General features: G+C 57.7%; 19 protein-coding genes. 11 read left to right on the top strand and 8 right to left on the bottom strand.

Features of this window, described 5'->3' with window-relative positions; translation table 11 throughout:
* The first annotated feature begins 2 nt into the window (after positions 1 to 2).
* The 7 genes from FHK95_RS07760 to FHK95_RS07730 all read left to right on the top strand — a co-directional run bounded on the left by FHK95_RS07760 (position 3) and on the right by FHK95_RS07730 (position 11,692).
* Entirely contained in the window at positions 3 to 2,798 is a 2,796-nt protein-coding gene (locus FHK95_RS07760) for a putative bifunctional diguanylate cyclase/phosphodiesterase (protein WP_150304025.1), read from the top strand.
* A gap of 152 nt (positions 2,799 to 2,950) precedes the next feature.
* A complete protein-coding gene (gene tig, locus FHK95_RS07755) occupies positions 2,951 to 4,291 on the top strand; it encodes a trigger factor (protein WP_150304024.1) in 1,341 nt (446 codons plus the stop codon).
* Between the two features lie 92 nt (positions 4,292 to 4,383).
* Complete coding sequence (clpP, locus tag FHK95_RS07750; RefSeq protein WP_150304023.1) at positions 4,384 to 5,025, top strand: ATP-dependent Clp endopeptidase proteolytic subunit ClpP; 642 nt, start codon at positions 4,384 to 4,386, stop codon at positions 5,023 to 5,025.
* A gap of 176 nt (positions 5,026 to 5,201) precedes the next feature.
* A complete protein-coding gene (clpX, locus tag FHK95_RS07745) occupies positions 5,202 to 6,485 on the top strand; it encodes an ATP-dependent Clp protease ATP-binding subunit ClpX (protein WP_150304022.1) in 1,284 nt (427 codons plus the stop codon).
* Between the two features lie 193 nt (positions 6,486 to 6,678).
* Complete coding sequence (gene lon, locus FHK95_RS07740) at positions 6,679 to 9,090, top strand: endopeptidase La (RefSeq protein ID WP_150304021.1); 2,412 nt, start codon at positions 6,679 to 6,681, stop codon at positions 9,088 to 9,090.
* Between the two features lie 209 nt (positions 9,091 to 9,299).
* Positions 9,300 to 9,572: a nucleoid-associated protein HU-beta gene (gene hupB / locus FHK95_RS07735; protein WP_150299011.1), complete on the top strand. Its 273-nt coding sequence runs from the start codon at positions 9,300 to 9,302 to the stop codon at positions 9,570 to 9,572.
* A 233-nt stretch (positions 9,573 to 9,805) separates the two neighbouring features.
* Complete coding sequence (locus FHK95_RS07730; protein WP_150304020.1) at positions 9,806 to 11,692, top strand: SurA N-terminal domain-containing protein; 1,887 nt, start codon at positions 9,806 to 9,808, stop codon at positions 11,690 to 11,692.
* Between the two features lie 332 nt (positions 11,693 to 12,024).
* Here FHK95_RS07730 and fabI read toward each other — a convergent pair whose 3' ends face one another.
* From fabI to gloB, 8 genes are all read right to left on the bottom strand, one after another.
* Positions 12,025 to 12,819 carry an enoyl-ACP reductase FabI gene (fabI, locus tag FHK95_RS07725; protein ID WP_150304019.1) on the bottom strand — a complete coding sequence of 265 codons (795 nt, stop codon included), beginning with the start codon at positions 12,817 to 12,819 and terminating at the stop codon, positions 12,025 to 12,027.
* 34 nt (positions 12,820 to 12,853) lie between these two features.
* Positions 12,854 to 14,473 carry an ABC transporter ATP-binding protein gene (locus tag FHK95_RS07720; protein WP_150304018.1) on the bottom strand — a complete coding sequence of 540 codons (1,620 nt, stop codon included), beginning with the start codon at positions 14,471 to 14,473 and terminating at the stop codon, positions 12,854 to 12,856.
* Between the two features lies 1 nt (position 14,474).
* Entirely contained in the window at positions 14,475 to 15,491 is a 1,017-nt protein-coding gene (locus tag FHK95_RS07715; protein WP_150304118.1) for an ABC transporter permease, read from the bottom strand.
* Positions 15,492 to 15,511: 20 nt separating this feature from the next.
* Positions 15,512 to 16,585, bottom strand: coding sequence for a microcin C ABC transporter permease YejB (locus FHK95_RS07710; protein WP_150304017.1), 1,074 nt, complete (start codon positions 16,583 to 16,585; stop codon positions 15,512 to 15,514).
* A complete protein-coding gene (locus FHK95_RS07705) occupies positions 16,586 to 18,592 on the bottom strand; it encodes an extracellular solute-binding protein (protein WP_150304016.1) in 2,007 nt (668 codons plus the stop codon). It lies immediately after the preceding gene.
* Positions 18,593 to 18,605: 13 nt separating this feature from the next.
* Positions 18,606 to 20,444, bottom strand: coding sequence for an extracellular solute-binding protein (locus tag FHK95_RS07700; RefSeq protein WP_150304015.1), 1,839 nt, complete (start codon positions 20,442 to 20,444; stop codon positions 18,606 to 18,608).
* Positions 20,445 to 20,602: 158 nt separating this feature from the next.
* On the bottom strand, positions 20,603 to 22,147 hold the full coding sequence (locus tag FHK95_RS07695; RefSeq protein WP_150304014.1) for a LysM peptidoglycan-binding domain-containing protein: 1,545 nt from the start codon (positions 22,145 to 22,147) through the stop codon (positions 20,603 to 20,605).
* Positions 22,148 to 22,292: 145 nt separating this feature from the next.
* Positions 22,293 to 23,072: a hydroxyacylglutathione hydrolase gene (gene gloB / locus FHK95_RS07690; protein WP_150304013.1), complete on the bottom strand. Its 780-nt coding sequence runs from the start codon at positions 23,070 to 23,072 to the stop codon at positions 22,293 to 22,295.
* 74 nt (positions 23,073 to 23,146) lie between these two features.
* Here gloB and FHK95_RS07685 point away from each other — a divergent pair, with 74 nt between their 5' ends.
* The 4 genes from FHK95_RS07685 to FHK95_RS07670 all read left to right on the top strand — a co-directional run bounded on the left by FHK95_RS07685 (position 23,147) and on the right by FHK95_RS07670 (position 26,121).
* Positions 23,147 to 23,920, top strand: coding sequence for a class I SAM-dependent methyltransferase (locus FHK95_RS07685; RefSeq protein WP_150304012.1), 774 nt, complete (start codon positions 23,147 to 23,149; stop codon positions 23,918 to 23,920).
* Positions 23,917 to 24,378 carry a ribonuclease HI gene (rnhA, locus tag FHK95_RS07680; protein ID WP_150304011.1) on the top strand — a complete coding sequence of 154 codons (462 nt, stop codon included), beginning with the start codon at positions 23,917 to 23,919 and terminating at the stop codon, positions 24,376 to 24,378. The genes FHK95_RS07685 and rnhA overlap by 4 nt, the downstream gene beginning before the upstream one ends.
* Positions 24,371 to 25,093, top strand: a complete 723-nt coding sequence (gene dnaQ / locus FHK95_RS07675; protein WP_150304010.1) for a DNA polymerase III subunit epsilon — start codon at positions 24,371 to 24,373, stop codon at positions 25,091 to 25,093. Before rnhA ends, dnaQ begins: the two co-directional genes overlap by 8 nt.
* Positions 25,094 to 25,308: 215 nt before the next feature.
* Positions 25,309 to 26,121 carry a crotonase/enoyl-CoA hydratase family protein gene (locus FHK95_RS07670; RefSeq protein WP_150304009.1) on the top strand — a complete coding sequence of 271 codons (813 nt, stop codon included), beginning with the start codon at positions 25,309 to 25,311 and terminating at the stop codon, positions 26,119 to 26,121.
* Positions 26,122 to 26,146: the final 25 nt, after the last annotated feature.

The following is a 26,146-nucleotide window of genomic DNA, read 5'->3' as shown; positions in this document are numbered from 1 at the left end:
CGGTGAATATCAATTGCCACACATTCAACAGCCGCTTCGCTCGCCGTCTATTTGGTTTTCTTTTTCTGGCAATAACCCTGCCGGTGCTGGTGCTGGCTTCGGTCACCTTGCTGCAGGTATCTGATCATCTTTCAGTTCAGCACCGGGACCAGTTGCACCGGGACGCCAAACATTTTGGTATGAGTCTGTTCGAGCGTCTCCAGCGCGTGGCCGGTGATCTGCGGCTCGCAGCGCTGCACCCGGAACTGGTAACCGTCACACCCAGCGCAATATGGCTTCGTCCCGCCTACGACGCGGAGGGTGTATATGTCAGTCCGCTCTGGTTGGAGCCAGAAGAGCCTGCGCCGTGGATGTTGGAAGTAGCACTTGGCTCGGTGCCCGACGATGGGTCTGAAGGCTTCTGGATACGCATGCTCGGTGGCGCGAATGCGCCTGCGATCATGGCTGTTGTTCGCTCAGGTGGCGAGACGCTCGTTGCACAGATACGTCACGACTATCTTTGGGACGTCGTACAGCTACCAGACGATCAACGGATCTGCGTGATCGACGAGCAGCAGGTCGCTCTATTTTGTAATACGCCGGACGGTCAAGCCGCCTTGCGATCCTTCACCGCAGATCCGCTACATGGGGCGTCGGGGTTTTTCTCATGGCGCGATGCCGAGCGCGACATGCGGGCGATCTACTGGGAAGTGTTTCTTCGTAGTCTGGGAATGGACCATAACTGGACCGTGGTACTAAGCGAGCCGGAAAATAGATTTTTCGCGCCTTCAGGGCGGTTCGGCTTTTCTATGGTTGTTATCATCCTCGTCGCAATGCTGGCGGCGTTGATGCTGAGTATCAGGCATATCCGCCGCGTACTCAGACCGCTGGACATGCTACGTCGCGCGACCGCTCGGGTCGGAGGTGGGCGCCTGGACAAGCCGGTTGTGGTCAGTAGCGGCGACGAATTCGAAGAGCTTGCGGATTCATTCAACGGCATGATGGCCAAGCTGGCTCTACAGTTCCACCAGCTGGAGACGCTCGCGGATATTGATCGGCTGATTCTCTCGGCCATGGATCCGGAGCATGTGGTCAGCCAGGTCGCCGAGCAGATAAGACAATTACTTGGTAGCGAGTGGTTGATCATTATTGTCGAGCAGCGCGATAAGCAGAAACTGATCATCGAAGCTGGGGAGTCGCCGATGCAGTCGCCGCACATCGATGCGACAGGCTTCAGCCAGGCCATTCGGCAGCTTGAGGGGCAGGATGCGGTGCTATCGGTGGAACGACCAGCCTGGTTGTCCCATGCGAGCCTGGATCTGAACGTGCAGAGCTGGACGGTTGTTCCCCTGCAGGTGCGCAACGCAGAGAGCGTGGTTGTGCTCGCTAATCGTCAGGGATCCGACTTTGCCAGAGAGCAATTACCGGCTGCGCTGCAAGCGGTCAGACGTATCTCGATCGCGTTGTCCCGTTCTCGTTGGCAGGCCGAGCTGTATCAGCAGGCGCATCATGATGAACTCACGGGGTTGCCAAACCGGACCGCCTTGAAGCTCAGGTTGAGTGAAGCGCTGGCGCGTGCCTCGCGCGATGGCACCCGCGTGGCTGTTATGTTTATCGATCTTGACCGTTTCAAGCTGATCAATGACGCGCTGGGGCACGCTGCCGGTGATGACTATCTGCGTCAGATTGCCGAGCGGATCCGGCGTTGTGCACGGGCGTCGGATTTTGTTGCACGCCTGGGTGGAGATGAATTTACCATCGCCCTGACGGATATCCCCAATGATCTGGATATGGCCGCAGAGGTGGGAGGTGTTATCGACAGGTTGCTGAGCGTGGTTCCGCAGCCGGTTCGCGTTGGTCTGCATGAACTGCGCAGTACCTTAAGTATCGGGGTGGCGGTCTATCCCGACGACGGGCAGAGCCTGGATGACCTGATGAAGCAGGCCGACACGGCGATGTATCAGTCCAAGCGTCGTGGAGGTAACAGTCATCATTTCTTCGTCAAGGATATGCACGTGGCGGCGCAGCAGCGTATGGAGCTGGAAAGCGACATGCGTCACGCGCTGGAAACCGACGGTTTTGAGCTTTACTTCCAGCCGCAGATATCCGCTGAAACCGGCGCAATGACGGGCGCGGAAGTACTGCTGCGCTGGCAGCACCCGACACGCGGCATGATATCACCCGGCGTATTCATCCCCATCGCAGAAGAATCCATGCTCATTGCCGACATTGATCGCTGGGTCCTGAATGCGGCATGCCGCCAGATTCGCGCCTGGCTGGATGAGGGGGTGGTCCCGGTTCCGTTATCGATCAATATTTCGGCCGCACATTTCCAGCAGCCGGCGTTTGTCGGGCGGGTCAGAGAATGCCTGGCGAACTATGGGCTGGGGGCGCAGAGTCTGGAGCTGGAGATCACAGAAGGTGCGCTGATCAACGATCTGTCCTACGCCCTGGCCTCATTGCAGCTGTTGCATGACGAGGGCGTGAAGCTGGCGATTGATGACTTTGGAACCGGCTACTGCTCGCTGGGTTATCTCAAGGATATGCCTATCGACAAGCTCAAGATTGATCAGTCCTTTATTCGTGATATCAGCGGTTCTGGTCGGGACGCGGCCATCGTTGAGGTCATACTCCAGCTATCGCAGCGCCTGGGGCTGGAGTGCGTGGCTGAAGGGGTGGAGACCGAGGAAGAGCGCCAGTGGTTATATGAACATGGTTGTGACGGCTACCAGGGCTATCTGTTCCATCGACCCATGGTCCTGGAGCAGTTCCGGTCACTGCTGATACGTCATGCCGGCAATCTCTCGCTAGTCGAGTGAGTCACGCCCGGTGGCGGAGTGGCAGTTGCGGGGGTATCGATAACCCGTGCATCTTGTTGGTTGGCAAAGGATGACTTCTGTGTGCTGAGCGAATAGAATATTGTCCCCTTAGAATTCGTCCAATCACACTGTCTGTACAACGAGGACTCTCCATGCAAGTTTCGGTTGAAACCATCTCCGGCCTCGAACGCCGTATGACCGTTGGCATTCCTGCCGAGCGCATCGAAAACGAAGTCAACAAGCGCTTGCAGCAAACTGCCAGCCGCGCCCGGGTCGATGGTTTCCGTCCAGGGAAAGTGCCGATGAGCGTGATTCGCAAGCGTTTTGGCGGCTCTGCCCGTCAGGAAGTCATCGGTGAAGTGATCCAGTCTTCCTTTTACGAAGCCATCATGCAGGAAAAGCTGAACCCTGCTGGCGCGCCGAGCGTTGAGCCCAAAGAGCTGAACGAAGGCAAGGATTTCGAGTACATCGCCACGTTTGAAGTGTATCCCGAGTTGGAACTGGCTGATTTCGACGGCATCACTGTCGAGCGTATCGAGTCGGAAGTGACCGATGCTGATCTCGAAAAGATGCTCGAAATCCTGCGCAAGCAGAACACTGTCTTTGAAGCAATGGACCGTGCGGCCCAGAACGAAGATCAGTTGACTGTCGACTTCACCGGTCGCGTCGACGGTGAAGCCTTCCAGGGCGGCACGGCCAGCAATAGCCAGGTCGTGCTGGGCTCTGGCCGCATGATTCCTGGTTTTGAAGAAGGGCTGGTGGGCGCCAAAGCAGGCGATTCGCTGACCTTGAACGTCACCTTCCCTGAGGACTATCAGAACCTGGAGCTGGCCGGAAAGGCCGCAGAGTTCGAAGTGGTTGTCCACAGCGTCGCAGCGCCGGTTCTGCCTGAGCTGAACGATGAATTCTTCGCCAAGTTTGGTGTGGAAGAAGGCGGTCTGGAAGGCTTCCGTGCCGAAGTTCGCAAGAACATGGAGCGTGAGCTGCGTCAGGCCATCAAAGGCAAGACCAAGACCCAGGTGATGGACGGTCTGCTGGCTACCAATCAGGTTGAAGTGCCCAAGGCATTGCTCAGCAGCGAAATTGATCGGCTCCGCGAGCAGGCGGTACAGCAGTTTGGCGGTGGCAACATCAAGCCAGAACAGCTGCCCGCTGAATTGTTCGAAGAGCAGGCCAAGCGCCGTGTAAGCCTTGGGCTGATTGTTGCCGAAGTCGTCAAGCAGAATGACATCAAGCCTGACAATGACCGGGTCCGGGCGATGATCGAAGATCTCGCTTCCGCTTATCAGGAGCCTGAGCAGGTGGTTAACTGGTACTTCCAGAACGAACAGCAACTCGCCGAAATACAGTCGGTTGTGCTGGAAGAGCAAGTCGTGGATACTGTGCTGCAGAAGGCTAAGGTGACTGATAAACAGGTCAGCTACGAAGACGCCGTCAAACCCGCTCAGCCAGCTGCGCAAGGCGGCGAGGCTGAAACCGGCGCTGACGAGTAATTATTCGTCGCCATATTACGCAATGCATGGAGCCAGCCTTAGGGCTGGCTCCTGTGTTTATGCGACAGGCTAAATCGGAGTAACAGCGATCCATGACCCAACATACATATAACCCCTTTGCGCCGACTATTCAGGCTGCGGGTGGCTTGGTTCCAATGGTGGTAGAGCAGTCCGCGCGTGGCGAGCGTTCCTACGACATCTACTCGCGCCTGCTGAAGGAGCGCGTGATCTTTCTCGTGGGTCAGGTCGAGGATTACATGGCCAACCTGGTGGTTGCACAGTTGTTGTTCCTCGAGTCGGAAAATCCTGACAAGGACATTCACCTGTACATCAACTCCCCGGGCGGCTCAGTCACCGCGGGCATGGCGATCTATGACACCATGCAGTTTATCAAGCCGAACGTCAGCACCTTGTGTATCGGCCAGGCCGCCAGCATGGGAGCTTTCCTCTTGGCCGGCGGTGCCGAAGGCAAGCGTTTCTCGCTGCCGCATTCGCGCATGATGATTCACCAGCCGCTGGGCGGATTCCAGGGGCAAGCGTCGGATATCGAAATCCATGCCCGGGAGATTCTGTTCATCCGTGAACGTCTCAACCGGATCATGGCACATCACACCGGTCAGCCGATGGAAGTGATTGAACGCGATACCGACCGGGATCGCTTCATGAGTGGAAGTGAGGCGGTTGAATATGGTCTGATTGACCGTGTGATTGAAAGCCGGGAAATGGCCGGCTAACAGCCAGTCACCTCCGGCGCCGGCTTGAATGCCGGCTGGAGCGCACCTTCGGATGCGCTTCGGAAGTACCGCTGTTCTGACCGAATGAGCGGCGTACGTTGACAGGATCGCGCTTGCAAAGCAGCGTTGATGCCTTCATCTTTGTGATAAGAGTGAACCGTAAGCAGGGGTTTTCGATGACCGATATGACTGGGAAGGGTGACGACAACGGCAAGTTGCTGTATTGCTCTTTCTGCGGCAAGAGCCAGCATGAAGTGCGCAAGCTGATTGCCGGCCCCTCCGTATTTATCTGCGATGAGTGTGTTGACCTGTGCAACGACATCATTCGTGAAGAAGTGCAGGAAAACCAGACCGAGAGCAGCAGCCAAAAGCTCCCTTCACCGAAGGAAATCAGCGGTATTCTGGACCAATACGTGATCGGCCAACTGCGCGCGAAGAAGATTCTGTCCGTAGCCGTTTACAACCATTACAAGCGACTCAATCAGCGCGAAGGCAAGGATGACGTCGAGCTGAGCAAGAGTAATATTCTGGTCATTGGTCCGACGGGCTCAGGCAAGACCTTGCTGGCGGAAACGCTAGCGCGTCTGCTCAACGTGCCTTTTACCATTGCTGATGCCACGACGCTGACTGAGGCGGGCTATGTTGGTGAGGATGTTGAAAATATCATCCAGAAGCTGTTGCAGAAGTGCGATTACGACGTAGAGAAGGCTCAGATGGGCATTGTCTATATCGACGAGATTGACAAGATCTCGCGCAAATCTGACAACCCGTCTATCACCCGGGACGTATCCGGGGAGGGCGTGCAGCAGGCATTGCTTAAGTTGATCGAGGGCACCGTTGCCTCGGTGCCACCGCAGGGTGGCCGCAAGCACCCGCAGCAGGAGTTTCTGCAGGTTGATACGCGCAATATCCTGTTCATCTGTGGTGGAGCCTTCGCTGGCCTTGAGAAGGTTATCCGTGATCGTTCAGAAAAGAGCGGGATCGGTTTCAGTGCGGCGGTTCGCAGCAAGGACGAAGGCAAGAAGATCGGTGAAGCGCTGAAAGACGTCGAGCCGGAAGATCTGGTGCGCTTTGGTCTGATTCCTGAATTCGTCGGCCGTCTGCCGGTTATTGCGACGTTGGACGAGCTGGATGAGGACGCGTTGATTCAGATCCTGACCGAGCCGAAGAACTCGCTGACCAAGCAGTACGCTCGTCTGTTCGAGATGGAAGGTGTAGAGCTGGAATTCCGCACTGACGCTCTGCGGTCTATCGCCAAGCGCGCGCTCGAGCGGAAGACAGGTGCCCGTGGTTTGCGCTCGATTCTGGAGAATGTCTTGCTGGATACCATGTATGACATTCCCTCCGACGAGAACGTCAGCAAGGTCGTCATCGATGAGAACGTCATCAATGGTGATGCCAAGCCGCTGATGATCTACGAGTCGGTTGAGCAGCCACCCAAGGCTATGCCCGAAGACTGAGCGGTCAGCTATGACTGCGTCACCGCCCGGTGACGCAGTTTTCTTTGTTTTTCCCGCATTTCCTTTCTGTTGTTCCTGTAACACGGCATGTGAAGCAGCTTGTTTTTTTCGTTTCGTGCCCCCATCTTTGATTCATGGACATTTCATATACGGACGAGTCCAGAATTCGTCCCTCTGCTAGCGAGCCTCTGCCATGACGACTCTCAGCGATTTCCCCCTGCTGCCACTCCGAGATGTGGTGGTGTATCCCCATATGGTTATTCCTCTCTTCGTCGGGCGTGACAAGTCCATCGAGGCGCTCGAAGCAGCCATGGCTGGTGACAAGCAGGTTCTGCTGGTCGCCCAGCGTGAACCCGGTGACGACGACCCCCGCCAGGATGCCCTGTACGCTATGGGTACAGTCGCTACCATCCTGCAGCTGCTCAAGCTCCCTGACGGCACGGTCAAGGTGCTGGTAGAGGGCGAACAGCGCGCACGGATTGATAGCGTCAGGGAGCTTCCTCTGTATCAGGAAGCCAGGGTGGAGCTGTTTGATGAAGTCGCGCTGGACGAGCGTGAATCTGAGGTATTGATTCGTAGCCTGATGAGCCAGTTCGAGCAGTTTGTACAGCTCGGCAAAAAGGTGCCATCCGAGGTGGTGTCTTCTCTGTCCAGTATTGAGGAGCCGAGCCGCCTGGTGGACACCATGGCTGCACACCTCACGCTGAAGCTGGACCAGAAACAGACAATTCTGGAGATCCTGCCGCTGCGTGAGCGGGTCGAGCACGTGCTTGGGGTACTGGATGCCGAGATAGACCTGTTGCAGGTCGAGAAGCGCATCCGTGGCCGTGTGAAGAAGCAGATGGAGCGTAGTCAGCGCGAGTATTACCTCAATGAGCAGATGAAGGCCATTCAGAAGGAAATGGGTGGGCTGGACGAGGGCAATAACGAGCTGGAAGGCATCCAGAAAAAGATCGATGATGCCGGGATGACCAAGGAGGCGCATGCGAAGGCTATCGCTGAGCTGAACAAGCTCAAGATGATGTCGCCCATGTCAGCCGAAGCGACGGTTGTGCGGTCCTACATTGAATGGCTGTGTAACGTCCCGTGGAAGAAGGCCAGCAAAGTCCGGCATGATCTCAAGCGCGCCCAGGATGTGCTCGAGAACGATCATTACGGCCTGGAGGAGGTCAAGGAGCGGATTCTTGAGTATCTCGCCGTGCAGATGCGCGTGCGCAAGCTCAAGGGGCCGGTGCTGTGCCTGGTGGGTCCGCCTGGTGTAGGCAAGACGTCGCTGGGTGAGTCGCTGGCCCGTGCGACGAACCGGCAGTTCGTTCGCATGGCGCTGGGCGGCGTGCGCGATGAAGCGGAGATCCGCGGGCACCGTCGGACCTATATCGGTTCGCTTCCTGGCAAAATCATTCAGAAGATGACCAAGGCCGGCGTCCGCAATCCGCTGTTCCTGCTCGACGAAGTCGACAAGATGGGGCAGGACATGCGCGGCGATCCGTCTTCTGCACTGCTTGAGGTGCTGGATCCGGAACAGAATCACGCGTTCAACGACCACTATCTGGAAGTTGACTACGATCTTTCCGACGTCATGTTCATCTGTACCTCCAACTCGATGAATATTCCGGCGCCCTTGCTCGATCGGATGGAAGTTATTCGCATTCCCGGTTATACCGAGGATGAGAAAATCAACATCGCACAGCGCTATCTGATCCCCAAACAGATCAAGAATAATGGTCTTAAAGCGGGCGAGCTGACGTTCACGGTCGATTCATTGCGCGATATCGTCCGGTATTTCACCCGCGAAGCGGGTGTGCGTGGACTGGAACGCCAGATTGCCAAGGTCTGCCGCAAGGTGGTGCGGGAGCATTTGGCCAATGGAAAGACGAAATCCAAAGGCGTCGAAGTCGTGCTGAACAGCGAGCTGGTCGAGCACTATCTGGGTATTCGCAAGTTCAAGTACGGGCTGGCGGAGGAGGCTGATCAGATCGGTCAGGTGACCGGGTTGGCCTGGACGCAGGTGGGTGGTGAGCTGCTCAGCCTGGAGGCCGTTGTGGTGCCCGGTAAGGGCCGTCAGATCAAGACCGGATCGCTTGGTGACGTGATGCAGGAATCCATCAGTGCTGCGCTGACTGTGGTCCGTAGTCGCGCCGCAAGTCTCGGAATTGCTTCGGATTTTCATGAAAAACATGATATCCATATCCACGTTCCGGAAGGTGCTACCCCCAAGGACGGACCAAGTGCTGGGGTTGGTATGTGCACCGCGCTGGTGTCCGCACTGAGCAAGATTCCGGTGCGCGCTGACGTTGCCATGACCGGTGAAATCACTCTGCGCGGGCAGGTTTTGCCGATCGGCGGATTGAAGGAAAAACTGCTCGCCGCACACCGAGGCGGCATCAAAACGGTGATCATTCCGCACGACAACGTGCGCGATTTGAAGGAGATCCCGGACAACATCAAGGAGAATATTGAGGTCAAACCGGTGAAATGGATTGACGAGGTGTTGCAGATTGCGCTGCAATACATGCCGGAGCCCTTGCAGGAAGGGGTTGAAGAGATAGTTGCAAAGGATGACAATCGTGAGGCCGACGCGAAGGAGCGTATCAGTACTCATTGAGTGTGAACGGTCTGCTCGGGCGGGCAGCCTTGCAACGCAGGGCTCCCTGCCGCACGCCGTGTTTCTCAAGCATTCCTTGACACGGTTTTTGAGCGCTTGCTATAAAGCGTGCTTCGACCCATGCGGTACGCTGACTGGCTAGAGCTTTGCTAGGACCATAAGCTTACATAACGACTAACTACTCATTGAAATTATATAAGGGGACTTAAGTGAACAAGTCTGAACTGATTGATGCCATCGCAGCATCCGCCGATATTCCGAAAGCTGCTGCCGGTCGTGCTCTGGACGCGGTCATCGAGTCTGTTACTGGTGCTTTGAAAGCCGGTGATCCGGTTGTTCTGGTTGGTTTCGGTACTTTTGCCGTGAAGGAGCGCGCTGCGCGTACTGGTCGCAATCCGCAGACTGGTCAACCCATCGAGATCAGCGCCGCCAAGATTCCTGGCTTCAAGGCAGGCAAGGCACTGAAGGACGCAGTTAACTGATAGCGTCCTGACATTGAAGGGCATCCGTCAGTCTTTGGTGACAGGATGCAGACGGGACCCCGGCCGGCGTGGATAGCCCCCAGGGGCGCCAGGCGAGAGCAAGGTTGTGGTTCCGTGAACTTCCAGAAGGCGCATCACAGACGATGCGCCTTTTTTGTTTTATGGTTTAGCGTTTCTGGCAAGACCAGCAGCCGCCGGAGTGGGCTGTTGACAATAGGATCTTCGGGGGCACGATGCTGCAAAAAATGAGGGACAATGCGCAAAGCTGGGTCGCGAAAGTGATCGTTGGCGTCATTGTGCTGATATTCGCTTTGACGGGGTGGGAATCGATCAGTCGCTTTACCAGTGACGACGAGAAAGCAGCGGAAGTGAACGGGACCGTCATCAGTAAAGTAGAACTGGAACAGGCCGTTTCTCTGCAACGCCAGCAGCTGGTTCAGCAATTGCGCCAGATGGGTAACGAGAACTTCGATCCCAGTCTGATCGACGATAACCTGCTGCGCGCTTCGGTGCTCGATGGGCTTATTGAGCGCGCCGTCCTGCTTGAAGGGGCCGCTGATGCGGACCTGAAAGTATCCGAGCAAATGATTGACCAGTTGATTCTCGGTACGCCCGATTTTCAGGTGGATGGACAGTTCAGTGCTGACCGCTTCGATGTCGTAATCCGCAATATGGGGCTCGCCTCGCGCATGGCGTTCCGCGATCTGGTGCGCCAGGAGCTGTTGATTGCTCAGCTGCGCAATGCCTATGAGGCAACGGCCTTCGCTACCCCGGCTGAACGTGAGCGTCTGGCCCGGCTGGAGAATCAGACCCGTGACTTCGCGGTGCTGGAAGTGGCTGCCGAGCATGAAGCCGTCGAGATCAGCGATGAAGATGTTCAGCAGCATTACGAAGAGAACAAGGAGCAGTTCAAGTCCCCTGAAAAAGTGGTGCTTGAAGCCGTAACGCTCTCCCGGCGCGACTTTTTCGACCAGGTAGAGGTGGATGAACAGGCCATCGAGCAACTGTATCAACGCGAGGTGGGCAACCTGGTTGAGCAACGCCGTGCGGCGCACATCCTGGTAGAGATCGATGAAGACGAGGCCGCTGCGTTGGCCCGCACTCAGGAAGCCTATGAGCGTCTGCAGGCCGGTGAGGACTTCGCTGACGTCGCCAAGGAGTACTCTGACGACAGTGGCAGTGCCAATCGCGGTGGTGACCTCGGGTTCACCGTGCAAGGGGCCTTTGACCCGGCCTTCGATGAAGCCCTGTCAGCGCTGGACGAGGGTCAGGTATCTGAGCCCGTACGCACCAGCTACGGCTACCATCTGATCAAGTTGACCGACCTGCAGGCTCCGGACCTACCGACCCTTGAGGAGATGCGCGAGAGCCTTGAGCAGGAGCTCAAGACTGAACTGGTCGAGCGTCGCTTCGTTGAGGCCTCGCAGGAACTGGCGGATCTGGCCTATGAGTCGGCTGATCTGGTCGGCCCGGCGGAAAGCCTGGACCTGGAAATCGAAACCATCGGTCCAGTCGAACGTTCCGGCGGAGAAGGGCTGACCAGCAATCCGAAGGTCATGATGGCCGCCTTTGATGAGGAAGTGCTGGTCGATGGGCGTAACAGCCCTCTGCTTGAGCTGGATGCCGATACAGTTGTCGTGCTACGGGTCAAGGAGCACATGAAGCAGGAGACCTTGTCGTTGGAGGATGCGCGCGAGGAAATCGTCGATGTACTGCGTTATCGCCGGGCTACTGAGAAGGCCGAGCGTATCGCCGACGAAGCGGTCTCCACGTTACGCTCTGGCGATGCCCAGCCTGCGCAACTAGCCGAGTCCCTCGGTGCAGATTGGCAGGAGCACGAGGCGGTCGGTCGCAACAGCCAGGACGTGCTTCCTGCGCTGCTGCGCAGTGTGTTCGCCATGCCGCGACCGGATGCAGACGAGGATGGCTTCGCCCAGTTCCGTCGGCCGGATGGCGGTCGCTGGATTGTTCAGCTGAAGGGCGTTGCCACGCCTGAGAAGGCCTTGTCAGAAGCTGAATCGCCCATGTTCGAACGCTTTATCGCGGGGCAGACCGGAGAGCAGGACTTTGCCGCGGTCCAACAGCGGTTACAGGAAGAAGCGGAAATAGAGCGCTTCTAACCTATCGAACGATTCTGTCGCATATCAAACCCGGTCCATGGACCGGGTTTTGCGTTTAGCGCGTTCATTCGCTCGATGCTGTAGAAGCAAAAAAGGCTCCTGGATTAGGCACGATTTGTGGGGTGTCGAGTTCCATCTCCACCAGCGGCGTGGCTGCCACGTACGGGGCCGGGATGGAACCCGGCCTTCTATTGGGCGTTGCGCTATGAGACACCGGGCTCATAGCAGCCGGTAACATGATCGGCGCCGATATAGCTCGGGCTCCCAGACACAAAAAAGCCGCTCTGAAGAGAGCGGCTTTTTGTTGCCTGCCGGTTGCCCGGCATGGCTGTTTACTCTTCGATATTGCCCATGGCAGTGGTATTGAAACCGCCGTCCACGTGCATGATCTCGCCAGAAATACCGGCTGCCAGATCTGAACAAAGGAAGGCGCCTGCATTGCCCACTTCCTCAATGGTGACATTGCGGCGCAGTGGTGTCTGGGCGGCGTTATAGGCCAGCATCTTGCGGAAGCTTTTGATGCCCGATGCAGCCAGGGTGCGAATAGGTCCAGCGGACACCGCGTTCACGCGGGTGCCTTCTGGGCCAAGGCTGCTGGCGAGATAGCGAACGCCGGCTTCAAGGCTAGCCTTGGCCATGCCCATCACGTTGTAGTTTGGCATGGTGCGCTCTGCGCCCAGGTAGGAGAGGGTGAGCAGGCTGCCATTGCGGCCCTTCATCATCTCGCGACCGGCCTTGGCCAGCGCGACGAAGCTGTAGGCACTGATGTCGTGGGCGATGCGAAAGCCGTCACGGGTGGTCACTTCGGTAAAGTCGCCATCCAGTTGGTCGCCGGGGGCAAAGCCCACCGAGTGCACGATGCAATCCAGGCCATCCCACTTTTTACTGAGCTCGGCGAATACCTGTTCGATCTGAGCGTCATCCGCTACGTCACAGGGAAAACACAGTTCCGGGCTGGAGCCCCAGTCAGCGGCGAAGCCTTCAACGCGCCCTTTGAGTTTTTCGTTCTGATAGGTGAACGCCAACTCGGCGCCTTCGCGGTGCATCGCAGCGGCGATGCCTGAGGCAATAGACAGTTTGCTGGCTACGCCAACGATGAGTACGCGCTTTCCGGTTAGAAATCCCATAAATGTTTCCTGTTTTGATTCCCGGCCCGAATGTTCAGGCCATATTAACTGTTGCCGGTGCGGCGAAGGCCGCTTCGAGCAGCTGGCGAGTATACTCATGCTGCGGTGAAGCGAAGATTTGCCTGGCCGGCCCCTGTTCCACAATTTCCCCCTGACGGACGACCATCAGCTCATGGCTGAGGGCGCGTACGACTGCCAGGTCATGGCTGATAAACAAATAGCTTAACCCGTACTTGCGCTGCAGCTCACGCAGTAGTTCGACCACCTGACTCTGTACCGTACGGTCGAGCGCAGAGGTCGGCTCGTCAAGCAGGATCAGCGATGGCTTGAGCACCAGCGCCCGGGCTATCGCAATTCTTTGTCGTTGTCCGCCGGAGAACTCATGCGGGTAACGATGACGACTTTCTGGATCCAGTCCCACTTCCCGCAGGGCCTCGATGACCATCTGCTCGCATTCCTCAGCCGTGCCCATGCGATGGATTTCCAGGCCCTCGCTGATGATCTGGGACACCGACATGCGCGGGCTCAGACTGCCAAACGGATCCTGAAACACCACCTGGATCTGGCGGCGCAATGGCCGGAAGGCTTCCTGGCTCATGCCGTCGAGTCGCTGTCCGTTACTTTCGATCAGGCCCTGGCTGTCGACCAGTCGGAGTATCGCCATGCCGAGGGTGGTTTTACCTGATCCGCTCTCGCCAACGATACCCAGGGTATGGCCACTGCGCAGGCTGAAGCTGACATCGGTCACCGCCTTGATATGATCGACGGTCTTCTTGAACACACCTTTCTTGATCGGAAACCAGACCCGCAGCTGTTCCGCGCGCAGGATGACAGGAGCATTCCGATCCGCCTTGACCGGATCCCCCGAGGGGTCTGCGGCGAGGAGCTGACGAGTGTATTCATGCTGCGGCGCGTCGAAAAGTTCAGCGCATTCGTTCTCTTCGACGACGCGACCCTGGTACATGACACATACGCGATGGGCTATTTTTCGCACCAGATTGAGGTCGTGGCTGATCAGCAGCAGGGCCATGCCGAGTCTTTCCTGCAGTGATCGGAGCAGTTCCAGAATCTTCAGCTGCACGGTGACATCCAGTGCAGTGGTCGGTTCGTCGGCGATCAGCAGTTCAGGCTCGTTGGCCAGGGCCATGGCGATCATCACGCGCTGTCGCTGTCCGCCCGACAGCTCGTGCGGGTAGGCGGTCAGCCGCTTGGCCGGTTCAGGGATACCGACCAGCTCCAGCAGTTCAATGGTGCGCGCCCGGGCGGCTTTCTTGTCCAGGCCCTTATGCAGAAAGAGCACTTCGTTGATCTGGCGTTCAACCGTATGCAGCGGATTGAGCGATGACATCGGCTCCTGGAAGATCATCGATATCCGGTTGCCGCGCACCTGCCGCAAGCGCTTGAGCTTGGCGGTGAGCAGGTCTTCACCCTTGTACAGAATCCGCCCGCTGGGGTGGCTGGCGATGGGATAGGGCAGTAGACGCAGGATGGAATGCGCGGTGACCGACTTGCCTGAGCCACTTTCACCTACCAGCGCGACGGTCTGGCCCGGATAGATGTCCAGGCTGACGTCGCGCACCGCCATGATCTCCTCTTTTTCGCTCTGGAAGGCGACGCTGAGGTTTTCTATGCGGATCAGGGGTTGTTCGGGCATCTTATTTCCTTGGGTCGAAGGCATCGCGAAGCGCCTCGCCGATGAACACCAGCAATGAGAGCATGACCGACAACACCACAAAGGCGGTGAGGCCAAGCCAGGGCGCCTGCAGATTGGCCTTGCCCTGGGCGATGAGCTCGCCTAGCGAAGGCGATCCTGCAGGCAGACCGAAGCCGAGAAAGTCCAGTGACGTCAGGGTAATCACGCCCCCGGTCAATATGAACGGGAAGAACGTCAGGGTGGCGACCATCGCATTGGGCAGAATATGCCGGAACATGATTACCCGGTTGCTGGCTCCGAGCGCCCGCGCAGCGCGGACGTACTCAAGGTTGCGGCCACGGAGGAACTCCGCGCGTACCACATCCACCAGCGACATCCAGGAGAATAGCAGCATGATGCCCAGCAGCCACCAGAAGCTGGGCTGCACGAAGCTGGCGAGAATAATCAGCAGATACAGCACCGGCAGCCCCGACCACACCTCGATGAAACGCTGCCCGAAGAGGTCGATGCGCCCGCCATAGAATCCTTGGACGGCCCCTGCAATAACCCCAATGATGGAGCTGACGATGGTCAGCGTAAGTGCGAACAACACCGAGATGCGAAAGCCATAGACCACGCGGGCAAACACGTCCCGGGCCTGGTCGTCGGTGCCGAGCCAGTTCTCCGCTGAGGGTGGGGCAGGGGCCGGTACCTCCAGATCGTAGTTGATGGTCGAGTAATAGTAGGGGTTTGGCGGCCAGAGCATCCAACCCTCGCCCTTGTCCTCGATCAGCTCGCGCACGTAACTGCTGCGGTAATCGGCCTCAATGGGAAACTCACCGCCGAATTCGGTCTCTGCATAGCGGGTGAAGATCGGAGAATACAATTCGTTCTGATAACTCACCAGCAAGGGTTTGTCATTGGACAGCAGCTCAGCGCCGAGACTGAGTACAAAGAGCACCAGAAAGATATGCAGCGACCACCAGCCACGACGATTGGCTCTGAACAGTGCGAAGCGGCGGCGGTTGAGCGGAGACATTGTGAAACGCATACCCATACTCAGCCCTCCCTGCTTTCAAAGTCGATGCGTGGATCAACCAGGGTGTAGGCAATATCGCCGATCAGTTTTACCACCAGGCCGAGCAGGGTAAAGATATAGAGGGTGCCGAACATCACCGGATAGTCGCGGTTGATCGCTGCCTCGAAGCCGAGCAGACCCAGCCCATCAAGAGAGAAAATCACTTCTATCAGCAGGGCACCGGTGAAGAACACGCTGATCAGTGCCGAGGGGAAGCCGGCGATGATCAACAGCATGGCATTACGGAAGACATGACCGTAGAGAACCCGGCGCTCAGACAAGCCCTTGGCCCGGGCGGTGGTGACATATTGCTTACCGATCTCGTCGAGGAAGCAGTTTTTGGTGAGCATGGTCAGGGTCGCGAAACTGCCGATTACCATCGCGGTGATCGGCAATACCAGGTGCCACAGGTAGTCCTTGATCTTGCCCCAGGTGTCCAGATCTTCGAAGTTGTTCGAGGTCAGCCCGCGCAGCGGGAACCAGTCCCAGTAACTTCCGCCAGCAAACAGCACGATGAGCAGAATGGCCAGCAGGAAGCCGGGAATTGCATAACCGACAATGATCAGCGAGCTGGTCCAGATGTCGAAGGTTGAGCCGTGGGTGATCGCCTTGCGGATGCCCAGCGGAATGGAGATCAGATAAGTGAGTACCGTCGTCCACAGACCCAGGGAAATGGAGACCGGCATCTTCTCGATGATCAGGTCGATCACGCTGGCATCGCGGAAAAAGCTGTCGCCGAAATCGAAGGTCATATACCCCTTGATCATTAGCCAGAAGCGTTCGTGCGGCGGCTTGTCGAAGCCGTACATGCGCTCGATTTCAGCAATGATGTCGGGGTCCAGACCCTGCGCCCCGCGATAGTTGCTACCGCTGGCCACCTCGCCCTGGGCACTGCCGGAGATGCGGCTGGTGGCACCTTCAAAGCCCTCAAGCTTGGCGACCATCTGCTCTACTGGCCCGCCTGGGGCGGCCTGAATGATGAGAAAGTTGATTAAGAGAATACCGAACAGGGTCGGGATGATCAGCAGCAGCCGTCGAATGATATAGGCAAGCATCTACTCGGTACCCTCGCCTGGGACCGTACTGTCAGACGGGTCTGTGGCGAGAGCAGGCGACGCAGGGACTTCCTTGCCATCTTCTTCAGGTGCTATCGGTTGATCTCGCTGTTCTGTCGAGTCCAGGGGGGCCGTCGTGGCAGCTGGTTCAGGAGCAGGGTCTGAATTGTCGGCCTCGGGATCCATGATCAGCAGCGGCTCGCCAATCGCACCGGGCTTGTCCTTGTCGACCCACCAGGTAAAGAGACCGATGTCATATTTGGGCGGCTGCGTCGGATGGGCAAACTTGTTCCAGTAGGCGACGCGGTACACGTCAGTGTGGAAGTTGGGCACCAGCAGATGACTGACGCGCAGCACGCGGTCCAGCGCGCGGGTATGCGTCACCAGTGCTTCGCGGCTATCCGCCTGAATCAAGCCTTCCACCAGCGTGTCGACTGCAGGGTCTTTCAGCCCCATCAGGTTGCGACTGCCGGGATTGTCCGCGCTGGAGGAGTGCCAGTACTCACGTTGCTCATTACCAGGCGAGTTGGACTGTCCGAAGCCGGACACGACCATGTCGAAATCCCGTGAACGCAGACGATTGATGTACTGGGAGGTATCGATGCGGCGCAAATTCAGCTCGATGCCAAGCGAAGCCAGATTGCGTTTGAAGGGCAACAGCACCCGCTCAAAGTCGGCTTGTACCAGCAGGAATTCAAAGCTCAGCGGCTCACCCTGCTCATTGACCAGCTGGTCGTTCTCGATCCGCCAGCCGGCTTCCTGCAGCAACGCATAGGCTTCACGCATTTGTTCACGAATATTGCCGCTGCCGTCGGTCTTCGGTGGTGTGTACGCGGGGCCGAAGGTTTCGTCAGGCAGTTGGTCGCGCAGGGGGTCAAGCAGGCTCAGCTCTTGCTCGGTGGGCGTGCCGGTGGCGGCCAGCTTCGAGTTGGCGAAGTAACTGGCGCTGCGCGTGTAGGCGCTGTGAAAAAGCCGCCCGTTAGCCCATTCGAAATCGAATAACAGGCTTATGGCATGGCGAACGCGGCGGTCCTGGAAATGGGGGCGCCGCAGGTTGAACACGAAACCCTGCATGCCCTGGGTATTCTGGTTGGCAATTTCTTCCTTGATGATCTGGCCTGCCTTTAGAGCCGGGCTGTCGTAACCTGTCGCCCAATTGCGCGCGCTGACTTCCTGATTGAAATCAAACTGTCCGGCCTTGAATGCTTCCAGGGCGACACCGGTATCACGGTAGTAATCGACGACAACGCGGTCGAAATTGTAGAAGCCTCGCAGGACCGGCAAATCTGCAGCCCAGTAGTCCTCGACTCTTTTATAGGTTATCGATCGACCGGGACGGACATTCTCGACCTGGTAGGGGCCACTGCCCAGAGGGTGCTCAAGTCCGTTGCGCTCGAAGTCGCGCTCGGCCCAGTAATGCGCGGGTAATACTGGCAGTTGCCCCAGTACCAGGGGTAACTCGCGATTCTGACCGTTGTGGAAATGGAAGGTGACACTGCGCTCGCTGTCGGCGACCACTTCCTTCACGTCCGCATAATAGGCACGGTAGAAAGGCGCACCTTTCTCCACCAGCGTATTGAAGGTGAACACTACATCCTCGGCGGTCACCGGCTGGCCATCGTGAAAACGCGCTTCGTCGCGCAGGTGGAAGCGCACCCAGGTGTTGTCCTCTGGCCGTTCAATGCGCTCAGCCAGCAGACCGTATTCGGTGAAGGGTTCATCCAGCGAGTGGAAGGTCAAGGTGTCATAGAGGAGATTGAGCTGGTCGGCAGCGGCCCCGCGGCTGATGAAGCCGTTCAGCGAGTCAAAGCTACCAAAACCGGATAGGCGCAGCGTGCCGCCCTTGGGCGCCTGCGGATTGACGTAATCGAAGTGACTGAAGTCCGCCGAATATTTCGGTGGCTCGCCATACAGCGTGAGCGCATGGCTTTCGGTGCTTTGCGCCTGGCTGAATGTGGCCAATGTCAGCAGAATCAGTCCGGTTGTGGTTTTCAGCATGGCACGCATTGGATGACCTTGATTATTGTTCGACCGCTTTATCAATCCACCAGGTGCGGATTGCCAGCGAATAAGGCGGTGTAGAGTCTGAACGCAACCAGGAGCGGTGCGCTATGCGGTGGTAGTTTATATACCAGTTCGGAATTGTATAGTGTTCCCAGAGCATCACGCGGTCGAGGGCCTTGGCGGCGGCGACCTGCTGAGCGCGGCTGCCGGCCGATAACAGATGCTCCAGCATCTTGTCGACTACGGGGTTGGCGATCCCCGCGTAATTGCGGCTGCCGCGAACACTGCGCTGGCTGGAATGGAAGTAGCTATGCTGCTCCATTCCCGGCGATAGCCCCTGTGGCAGCGTGGCCAGAATCATGTCGTAATCGAACTGGTCCAGGCGGGCACGGTACTGCGCGCTGTCAACGGTACGAATATGCATGTCGATGCCCAGGCGCGACAGGTTGTTTCGATAGGGCTGGAGGATGCGCTCCAGGCTCGGATTGACCAGCAGCACCTCGAACACCAGAGGCTGACCGTCAGTATTGCGCAAACGGCCGTCTCGTATCGACCAGCCGGCGTCCTCGAATAACGCTACGGCGTCGCGCAGTGTCTCCCGCGGGATACCCCGGCCATCGGTAACCGGAAGAGTGAAAGGTTCGCGGAACAGTTCATCGGGTAGCTGCTCGCGGTAGGGCTCGAGATAGAGAAATTCCTGGCCGGCCGGCAGCTCTGTAGCAGAGAAGGGACTGTTGGGGAAATAGCTCAGCGAGCGTTCATAGGCGCCGTAGAACAGTACCCGGTTGGACCACTCGAAGTCGAAAAGCATGCCCAGTGCCTGGCGTACCCGGCGATCGTCAAAGGGCGTGCGCCGCGTATTAAAAAACAGCGCCTGAGTGGGGCTAGGGATTTCGTGCGGAATGGCCCGCTTGAGTACATCACCCCGCTGCACGGCGGGAAACTCATAGGCGTTAGCCCAATTGCTGGCCTTGTGATCGAAGTAAATGTCGAATTCGCCCGCCTTGAATGCCTCGAACGCCACATTGTTGTCTCGGTAAAACTCGACCTCCATCCGATCAGGATTGTACTTGCCGCGGTTGATGGGCAGCGCGCTTCCCCAATAGTCCTTGACCCGCTCGAACACCAGTCGGCGGCCTGGGCGCACTTCGGTGATTCGGTAGGGGCCGCTGTTCAATCCAGCCTGATAGGTGGTATCGCCAAACTCACGGCCCGTCCAGTAGTGCTCGGGCAGGACCGGCAGTTCGCCGAGGCGGAGAATCAGCAAGGGGTTATCGCTTTGATCGAATATAAATCGGATTCGGTGGGAGCCGAGAATATCGATGCGCTCCACTGCCTCCAGCATGGTCCGGTAGTTCGGGTGCCCCTGGGTTTTCAACAGCTGATAGGAGAACGCGACGTCGGCCGCGGTGATAGGCGTGCCGTCGTGAAAGCGCGCTTCTTCTCGCAGGTTGAAGACTACCCAGCTGCGGTCATCGGAAAACTCCAGAGTTTCTGCGATCAGGCCGTAAGCTGAGTAGGGCTCATCTGCTGAGGGATCATAGACGCCACTGCCCGCCATCAGCGGCTCATTCAGTTCGCTGATGCCATAGTTTGCAAAGCTGCCGGTGCTGATTGGGCTGGTGCCTTTGAGTGTATAAGGGTTGAGCGTATCAAAGGTCCCGCTGCCCATTACCCGTAGCGTGCCGCCTTTGGGAGCGTCCGGATTAACGTATTCGAGGTGCTCGAAGTCATCGGTATAGGCAGGCTGACCGAAGAGGGCGTAGCCGTGCTGTTTATAGACCGCTGCACCAGCTGTGGTCCAGGGCAGTGAGGCGAGCAATATTGCAAGGATGAGGGTAGGGTAAAGCGTCATGGGCGGCCGTTCAGTGAAAGCAACTGCAACGCTACCATTGCTGTAGGGTCAACGGAAGTGCCGTCTGGCTTTATGGGTGGTTCATCCAGGACCGTTAGCGCCGGCCAGCCAGGCCGCCGGAAGCGGGCGGCCTGTCCCGCGCTCATGGAAGTGCGTGGTTAAAGCAGATGCAAAGTAATCTGTTGTCCGGGGCGCAGCACTGAGCCCAGCTCATTCCAGTCACGTATGTGGTCGATCTGCACCTTGAATTCGCGCGCAATGCTGTAGAGCGAATCCCCTGGCTTGACCGTGTAAAGTACTTTGCGTGCGGTCGCGCCGCCACCTGTATCCGTACTTGCCAGAACCAGCTGCTGCCCAACGCGCAGCACCGGAGTGCTCAGGCTATTGTCGCGGGTAATGGCGGTAACGCTCAGTCCATGGCGTTTGGCGATTCCCCAGAGGTTGTCGCCGGGCTGGACTTTGTAGGTCAAGGGCTCAGCCATGGCCAGGGCCTTGATTGACGAGGGCTCATTAATGTCATCGAAGGTGCCTGGCAGCATCAGCGTCTGGCCAATGCGGATGGTGGTATTGCTGCCCATGTCGTTTGCCTGCTTGATGGCGCTGACACTCACTTGGTAGCGGGTAGCGATCTGTGAAAGCGTATCGCCCCGGCGCACGTTGTACCGGTGAAAACTGATGTACTCGCTCGTCGGTAGCTCGGCCAGCCCTGCGATGAATTGATCCGCTCTAACGATTGGGACCAGTAATTGATAAGGTCCTTGAGGCGCGGTGACCCGTTGCTTGAACGCGGGATTGAGGCTTAGCAGTTCTTCCGGCGAAATCGAAGCCAGCTCAGCTGCCTTGTGCAGATCGAGTTGCCGCTCGATGGTGACTTCGGCGAAGTAGGGTTCATTCTTCAGATTCGGCAGAGAGGCTCCGTATTCAGTCGGACTCTCGATAACCTGCGCCATTGCGAGCAGCTTCGGCACGTAGTTCATGGTCTCTTGCGGAAGTTGCAGATTCCAGTAGTCGGTAGGCAGACCAAGCGCCCGGTTGCGTTTGATTGCTCGGCCCACACAGCCTGGGCCACAGTTATAGGCGGCAAGTGCCAGCAGCCAGTCGCCGTCAAACGTCTTGTTCAGGCTGGAAAGATAATCCAGTGCAGCATGGGTAGAGGCGGTAACGTCACGGCGCCCGTCGTACCAGCCGTCCTGGCGCAGGGAAAACAACTTTCCAGTGGACGGTATGAACTGCCATAACCCTGCGGCGTTTGAGCTGGAGTAGGCCATCGGGTTGTAGGAGCTCTCGACGAAGGGCAACAGCGCCAGCTCCTGGGGCAGGCCGCGTGCCTCAATCTGCTCGACTACATAATGAAGATAGAGTTGGGAGCGAGCGGAGGTAGCCTGAAAGTAACGTGGCTGGCTGGTGTACACCGACCGCTGATGGTCGATGCGGGGATTGTCGATCACTGCCGGGTCGAGCAGGAAACCTTCACGTATGCGTGACCAGAGGGTAGGGGAGGTTTGAGCTTTTACCAGTGCCCTGCGGCCGCGGTCCCGGTCTGGTTCGGATCCCAGGATTCGCTCGGCCTGTTTGAGCGAGATGCGCGGCACATCCTCTGGATGGGCAGGGCGAGTTTCTGGTGAGGTTTGGCAGCCGGCGATCACCAGCAGTCCCAGCGCCAAAAATCCATTTTTGAGTGCGTTGGTTGTCATGAAAAGCATCAGCAAGTCCCTGAAAGTTTGCCCGAGTCTAGGTAGTGACCCCTTTAGGGTCAAGGAAGCAAACGGGCGAACGCCAACTGCTATACGTATTCATTGGGTTGCAGGCTGCGCCGCTCGTCGCTGAGCGGCCACAGACTCAACTGTTTCAAAAGTTATCTTTCCACTGGCGCACGGCTGCGAGTGTCTGTTCTCCGGCTTCCAGCGCTTTTCCCGAGTGCTGGGTGGCTGCTGCGATTACTTCCGGCTGGTCACAGCGCAGGAAGGGATTGGTCAGTTTTTCCAGACCTATCGTCGAGGGTAGGGTGATTCGCCCGTCGGCGCGCAGATCGTCGACCACTTCGAGCCGGACTTTTATGTCGCGGTTTTCGGGTTCCACCGCGTGGGCGAAACGCAGGTTCGACTGGGTATACTCATGGGCACAGAACACGCGCGTTTCATCCGGCAGTGCTGCAAGGCGTTGCAGAGAATGGTGCATCTGTGCCGGCGTGCCTTCGAACAGTCGTCCGCAGCCCCCGGCGAACAGCGTATCGCCACAGAGTAACCACGGATCTTTTTCATCATTACAGAACAAAGCGATATGGCCGCTGGTATGCCCGGGCACCGCAATCACCTGGACAACGGATCCGAACAATCTGAACTCTTCACCGTCCTTCAGCGGATGGTCGATACCCGGGATGCTTTCTTCCGCAGGACCATAGACCTTGCACCCGGTCGCTGCCTTGATGGCGCTCAGGCCGCCGGTATGATCACGATGATGGTGGGTGATCAGCATGGTCTTGAGGCTGTACTCGGGGTGCCGGCCGAGCCAACGCACGACAGGCGCCGGATCGCCCGGATCGACTACTGCTACCTGACTGGTGTGCTCGTCGACCAGCATCCATATATAGTTATCCTGAAAAGCAGGCAAAGCGATGAACTGTGGCATGGTAAAGACGCCTTTTGGGATATTGTGCTTTATCTTATAGGACGCAAGCCGTGCGAGGCCAACCCGGAGGCATCATGGCAATTCCCGGTATTTCCCGATCCATCAGTCAGGACGACCTTCTGAGACTTCTGGCAGGGGCGCGCGCCTGGCTGGACTCGCCCCCCGGGCAGATGCTGATGGAAACCGAGCGCGGCGTCATGCAGCAACAGATCCAGCGTTGTTTCGGCCAGCATCTGGTGCAGTACGGTCTGGCCCCTGAACTGCTGGATACCGATCGCAGTGTTCTGCGCAATCACTGGCAACTGGATCTGCTCGCCGGACCTGCAGCGATCCCCGCTGAGGAAACCCAGTGGCCATTTTCGCCGCAAAGTCTCGACGTTGTGCTGTTGCATCACGGGCTGGATTTCTGTTTGACCCCACGTGTTCTGCTGCGCGAAGCCAGCCAGGCGGTGCGTGCGGGCGGCCATTTGCTGATCTTCGGTTTCAATCCATGGAGTGCCTGGGGGATCAATCATTTCACCGGCCGGGAGTGGTTCAGCGAAGCGGGTTTTGTGTCGCCATCACGGCTCGTGGACTGGCTGGAACTGCTGGGTTTTTCGGTGGAGAAACGCATTGATGGATGCTATCGTCCGCCGCTCATGTCCCAGCGCTGGCTCGAGCGCTTGCGCAGTCTCGAGGAATTTGGCGGCAAACATCAGTTGCCTGGTGGCGGCTTTTATTTCCTCATGGCGCGCCGGCAGATGCTTGGAGTGACCCCGCGACGCCAGCGCGGGCGGGTTTTCCCCGCGCTGACCTTGCCCCCGGTGGTGGCCGGAGCGAGGCGGTCGCAAAAACGGAACAAGAAATGACGCATACCATTGAAATTTTCACCGACGGCGCCTGCAAGGGAAATCCGGGGCCCGGCGGTTGGGGGGTCCTGTTGCGCCTCAAACCTCATGAAAAGACCCTATATGGCGGCGAGCTGCAAACGACCAATAACCGTATGGAGCTGACTGCTGCTATCCGCGGCCTGGAAGCACTCAAGCGGCCGGCGCAGGTGGTGCTGACTACCGACTCTGAATATGTCATGAAAGGCATTCAGGAATGGATGCCGAATTGGAAGAAGCGCGGCTGGAAAACAGCCAGTAAACAGCCGGTCAAGAACGCCGATCTGTGGCAGGAGCTGGACAATCTGGTCAGCCAGCATGAGGTTCAGTGGCGCTGGGTCAAGGGCCATAGCGGCCACCCGGAAAATGAGCTGGCCGACGAGTTGGCCAATCTGGGCGTGGAAAAGGTTCTGGCTGAACGGAGGCTGAACAATGCGTGAAGTGGTACTGGATACGGAAACGACCGGTATCGAGGTCAGAGAAGGCCATCGAATCATCGAAATTGGTTGTGTCGAACTGATAGACAGACGTCTGACAGGACGCCATTTCCATGTGTATGTGAATCCACAGCGCGACATCGAAGAGGGTGCTTTCGCGGTACACGGCATCAGTTCCGAGTTTCTCGCGGACAAGCAGTTGTTCGCTGATGTGGTCGATGACTTCATGGATTTCGTCAGCGGCGCCCGACTGGTGATCCACAATGCCGCGTTCGATATCGGCTTCCTGGATGCCGAGCTCGGACGGTTGAATGCCGGCCATGGACTGATGGCTGACCACTGCTCGGTCGTCGATACCCTGTTGATGGCCAGAGCCAAGCATCCTGGGCAACGCAACAGCTTGGATGCGCTGTGTAAACGATACGGCGTCGACAACTCCCAGCGCGACCTCCACGGCGCCCTGCTGGATGCGGAAATTCTCGCCGACGTGTATTTGATCATGACCGGTGGTCAGACCGCGCTGACGCTTGCAGGGCAGGGCTCGGATCAGGACACCGGAGCTGACGGCATCAGCGTTATTCGTCGTCTGGATCCAGCGCGTCCACGCCTGAAGGTGGTTCAGGCCAGTCCTGTTGAGCTCGAAGCACATGCAGAGCGTCTGGCAGCGATCGAGAAAGCGGCCGGCTTTTCCGCATGGAATGCTGCGTCCGTTGACTGACCCTGAGCTGGCTGAATCATTGAACTGGGATGGGTGTCACAAAAGCCTGGCCCAAATAACCCCGAAAATTGTCCCGAAACGCGTATTGTCACCGCCTTGCTACAAAGCTGAGCGGTTCGGGACCAGCATTCGGCATCAAGCCGATACGACCAATGGATTTGTCCGTATATAGAGTCTCGAATTCAACTCACTTGAACCCTGTCAGGAGCGCTAGCATGCCCGAATATCAGACACTGCTTGTTGAACAGATCGACAAGATCGCCCACGTGCGCATCAACCGGCCTGACAAGGCGAATGCGATGAATAAGCCGTTCTGGGATGAGCTTATCCAGGCCTTTGAGTGGATCGATGAGACTGACAGCATTCGGGTGGTCGTTATTTCCGGCGTCGGAAAGCATTTTTCTGCCGGTATCGATCTGGCTCTGTTGGCCAGTGCCAGCAGTCAGCTGGGCACTGATATCGGACGCAACGCAGAAGCTCTGCGGCGGCAGATATTCCGGCTGCAGAATACCTTTAACGCTGTGGATCGCTGCCGCAAGCCGGTCATCGCCGCGGTGCACGGCTACTGCATTGGTGGAGCGATTGATCTGATCTCGGCCTGTGATATGCGCTATTCCACCTCCGAAGCGCTGTTCTCGATCAAGGAAATTGACATGGGAATGGCGGCCGATGTCGGCACGCTGCAAAGATTGCCGCGCATCATAGGGGATGGCATGATGCGAGAACTTGCCTACACCGGACGCATGATCGACGGTGTGGAGGCGGAGCGGATAGGCTTGGTTAACCGGCACTTCGCCTCGCCTGAAGCACTGTTTGAGAGCGTCATGGAAGTGGCTGGCACCATCGCCGCCAAATCGCCGCTCGCGGTGCGTGGTACCAAGGAGATGATACGCTACAGCCGGGATCATAGTGTCGAGGATGGCCTCAACTATATCGCCAGTTGGAACGCGGCTATGCTGCAGTCTGAGGATCTCAAGGTAGCGATGGCTGCTCACATGACCAGGAAGACTGCTGAATTTGCCGACTGAGCGTTATCAGTCAGATTGCAGGGAC

The sequence above is a fragment of the Pseudomonas saliphila genome (assembly GCF_008638345.1).
Classification (GTDB): Bacteria; Pseudomonadota; Gammaproteobacteria; order Pseudomonadales; family Pseudomonadaceae; genus Halopseudomonas; species Halopseudomonas saliphila.
The sequence above is the reverse complement of the archived record's forward strand: the minus strand, read 5'-3'. Positions and strand labels throughout refer to the sequence as shown.

Coding starts and splice junctions, on each gene's coding strand:
- tig (WP_150304024.1), top strand. CDS start 2,951: ATGCAAGTTTCGGTTGAAACCATCTCCGGCCTCGAACGCCGTATGACC.
- clpP (WP_150304023.1), top strand. CDS start 4,384: ATGACCCAACATACATATAACCCCTTTGCGCCGACTATTCAGGCTGCG.
- clpX (WP_150304022.1), top strand. CDS start 5,202: ATGACCGATATGACTGGGAAGGGTGACGACAACGGCAAGTTGCTGTAT.
- lon (WP_150304021.1), top strand. CDS start 6,679: ATGACGACTCTCAGCGATTTCCCCCTGCTGCCACTCCGAGATGTGGTG.
- FHK95_RS07730 (WP_150304020.1), top strand. CDS start 9,806: ATGCTGCAAAAAATGAGGGACAATGCGCAAAGCTGGGTCGCGAAAGTG.
- fabI (WP_150304019.1), bottom strand. CDS start 12,819: ATGGGATTTCTAACCGGAAAGCGCGTACTCATCGTTGGCGTAGCCAGC.
- FHK95_RS07720 (WP_150304018.1), bottom strand. CDS start 14,473: ATGCCCGAACAACCCCTGATCCGCATAGAAAACCTCAGCGTCGCCTTC.
- FHK95_RS07715 (WP_150304118.1), bottom strand. CDS start 15,491: ATGTCTCCGCTCAACCGCCGCCGCTTCGCACTGTTCAGAGCCAATCGT.
- FHK95_RS07710 (WP_150304017.1), bottom strand. CDS start 16,585: ATGCTTGCCTATATCATTCGACGGCTGCTGCTGATCATCCCGACCCTG.
- FHK95_RS07705 (WP_150304016.1), bottom strand. CDS start 18,592: ATGCGTGCCATGCTGAAAACCACAACCGGACTGATTCTGCTGACATTG.
- FHK95_RS07700 (WP_150304015.1), bottom strand. CDS start 20,444: ATGACGCTTTACCCTACCCTCATCCTTGCAATATTGCTCGCCTCACTG.
- FHK95_RS07695 (WP_150304014.1), bottom strand. CDS start 22,147: ATGCTTTTCATGACAACCAACGCACTCAAAAATGGATTTTTGGCGCTG.
- gloB (WP_150304013.1), bottom strand. CDS start 23,072: ATGCCACAGTTCATCGCTTTGCCTGCTTTTCAGGATAACTATATATGG.
- FHK95_RS07685 (WP_150304012.1), top strand. CDS start 23,147: ATGGCAATTCCCGGTATTTCCCGATCCATCAGTCAGGACGACCTTCTG.
- rnhA (WP_150304011.1), top strand. CDS start 23,917: ATGACGCATACCATTGAAATTTTCACCGACGGCGCCTGCAAGGGAAAT.
- dnaQ (WP_150304010.1), top strand. CDS start 24,371: ATGCGTGAAGTGGTACTGGATACGGAAACGACCGGTATCGAGGTCAGA.
- FHK95_RS07670 (WP_150304009.1), top strand. CDS start 25,309: ATGCCCGAATATCAGACACTGCTTGTTGAACAGATCGACAAGATCGCC.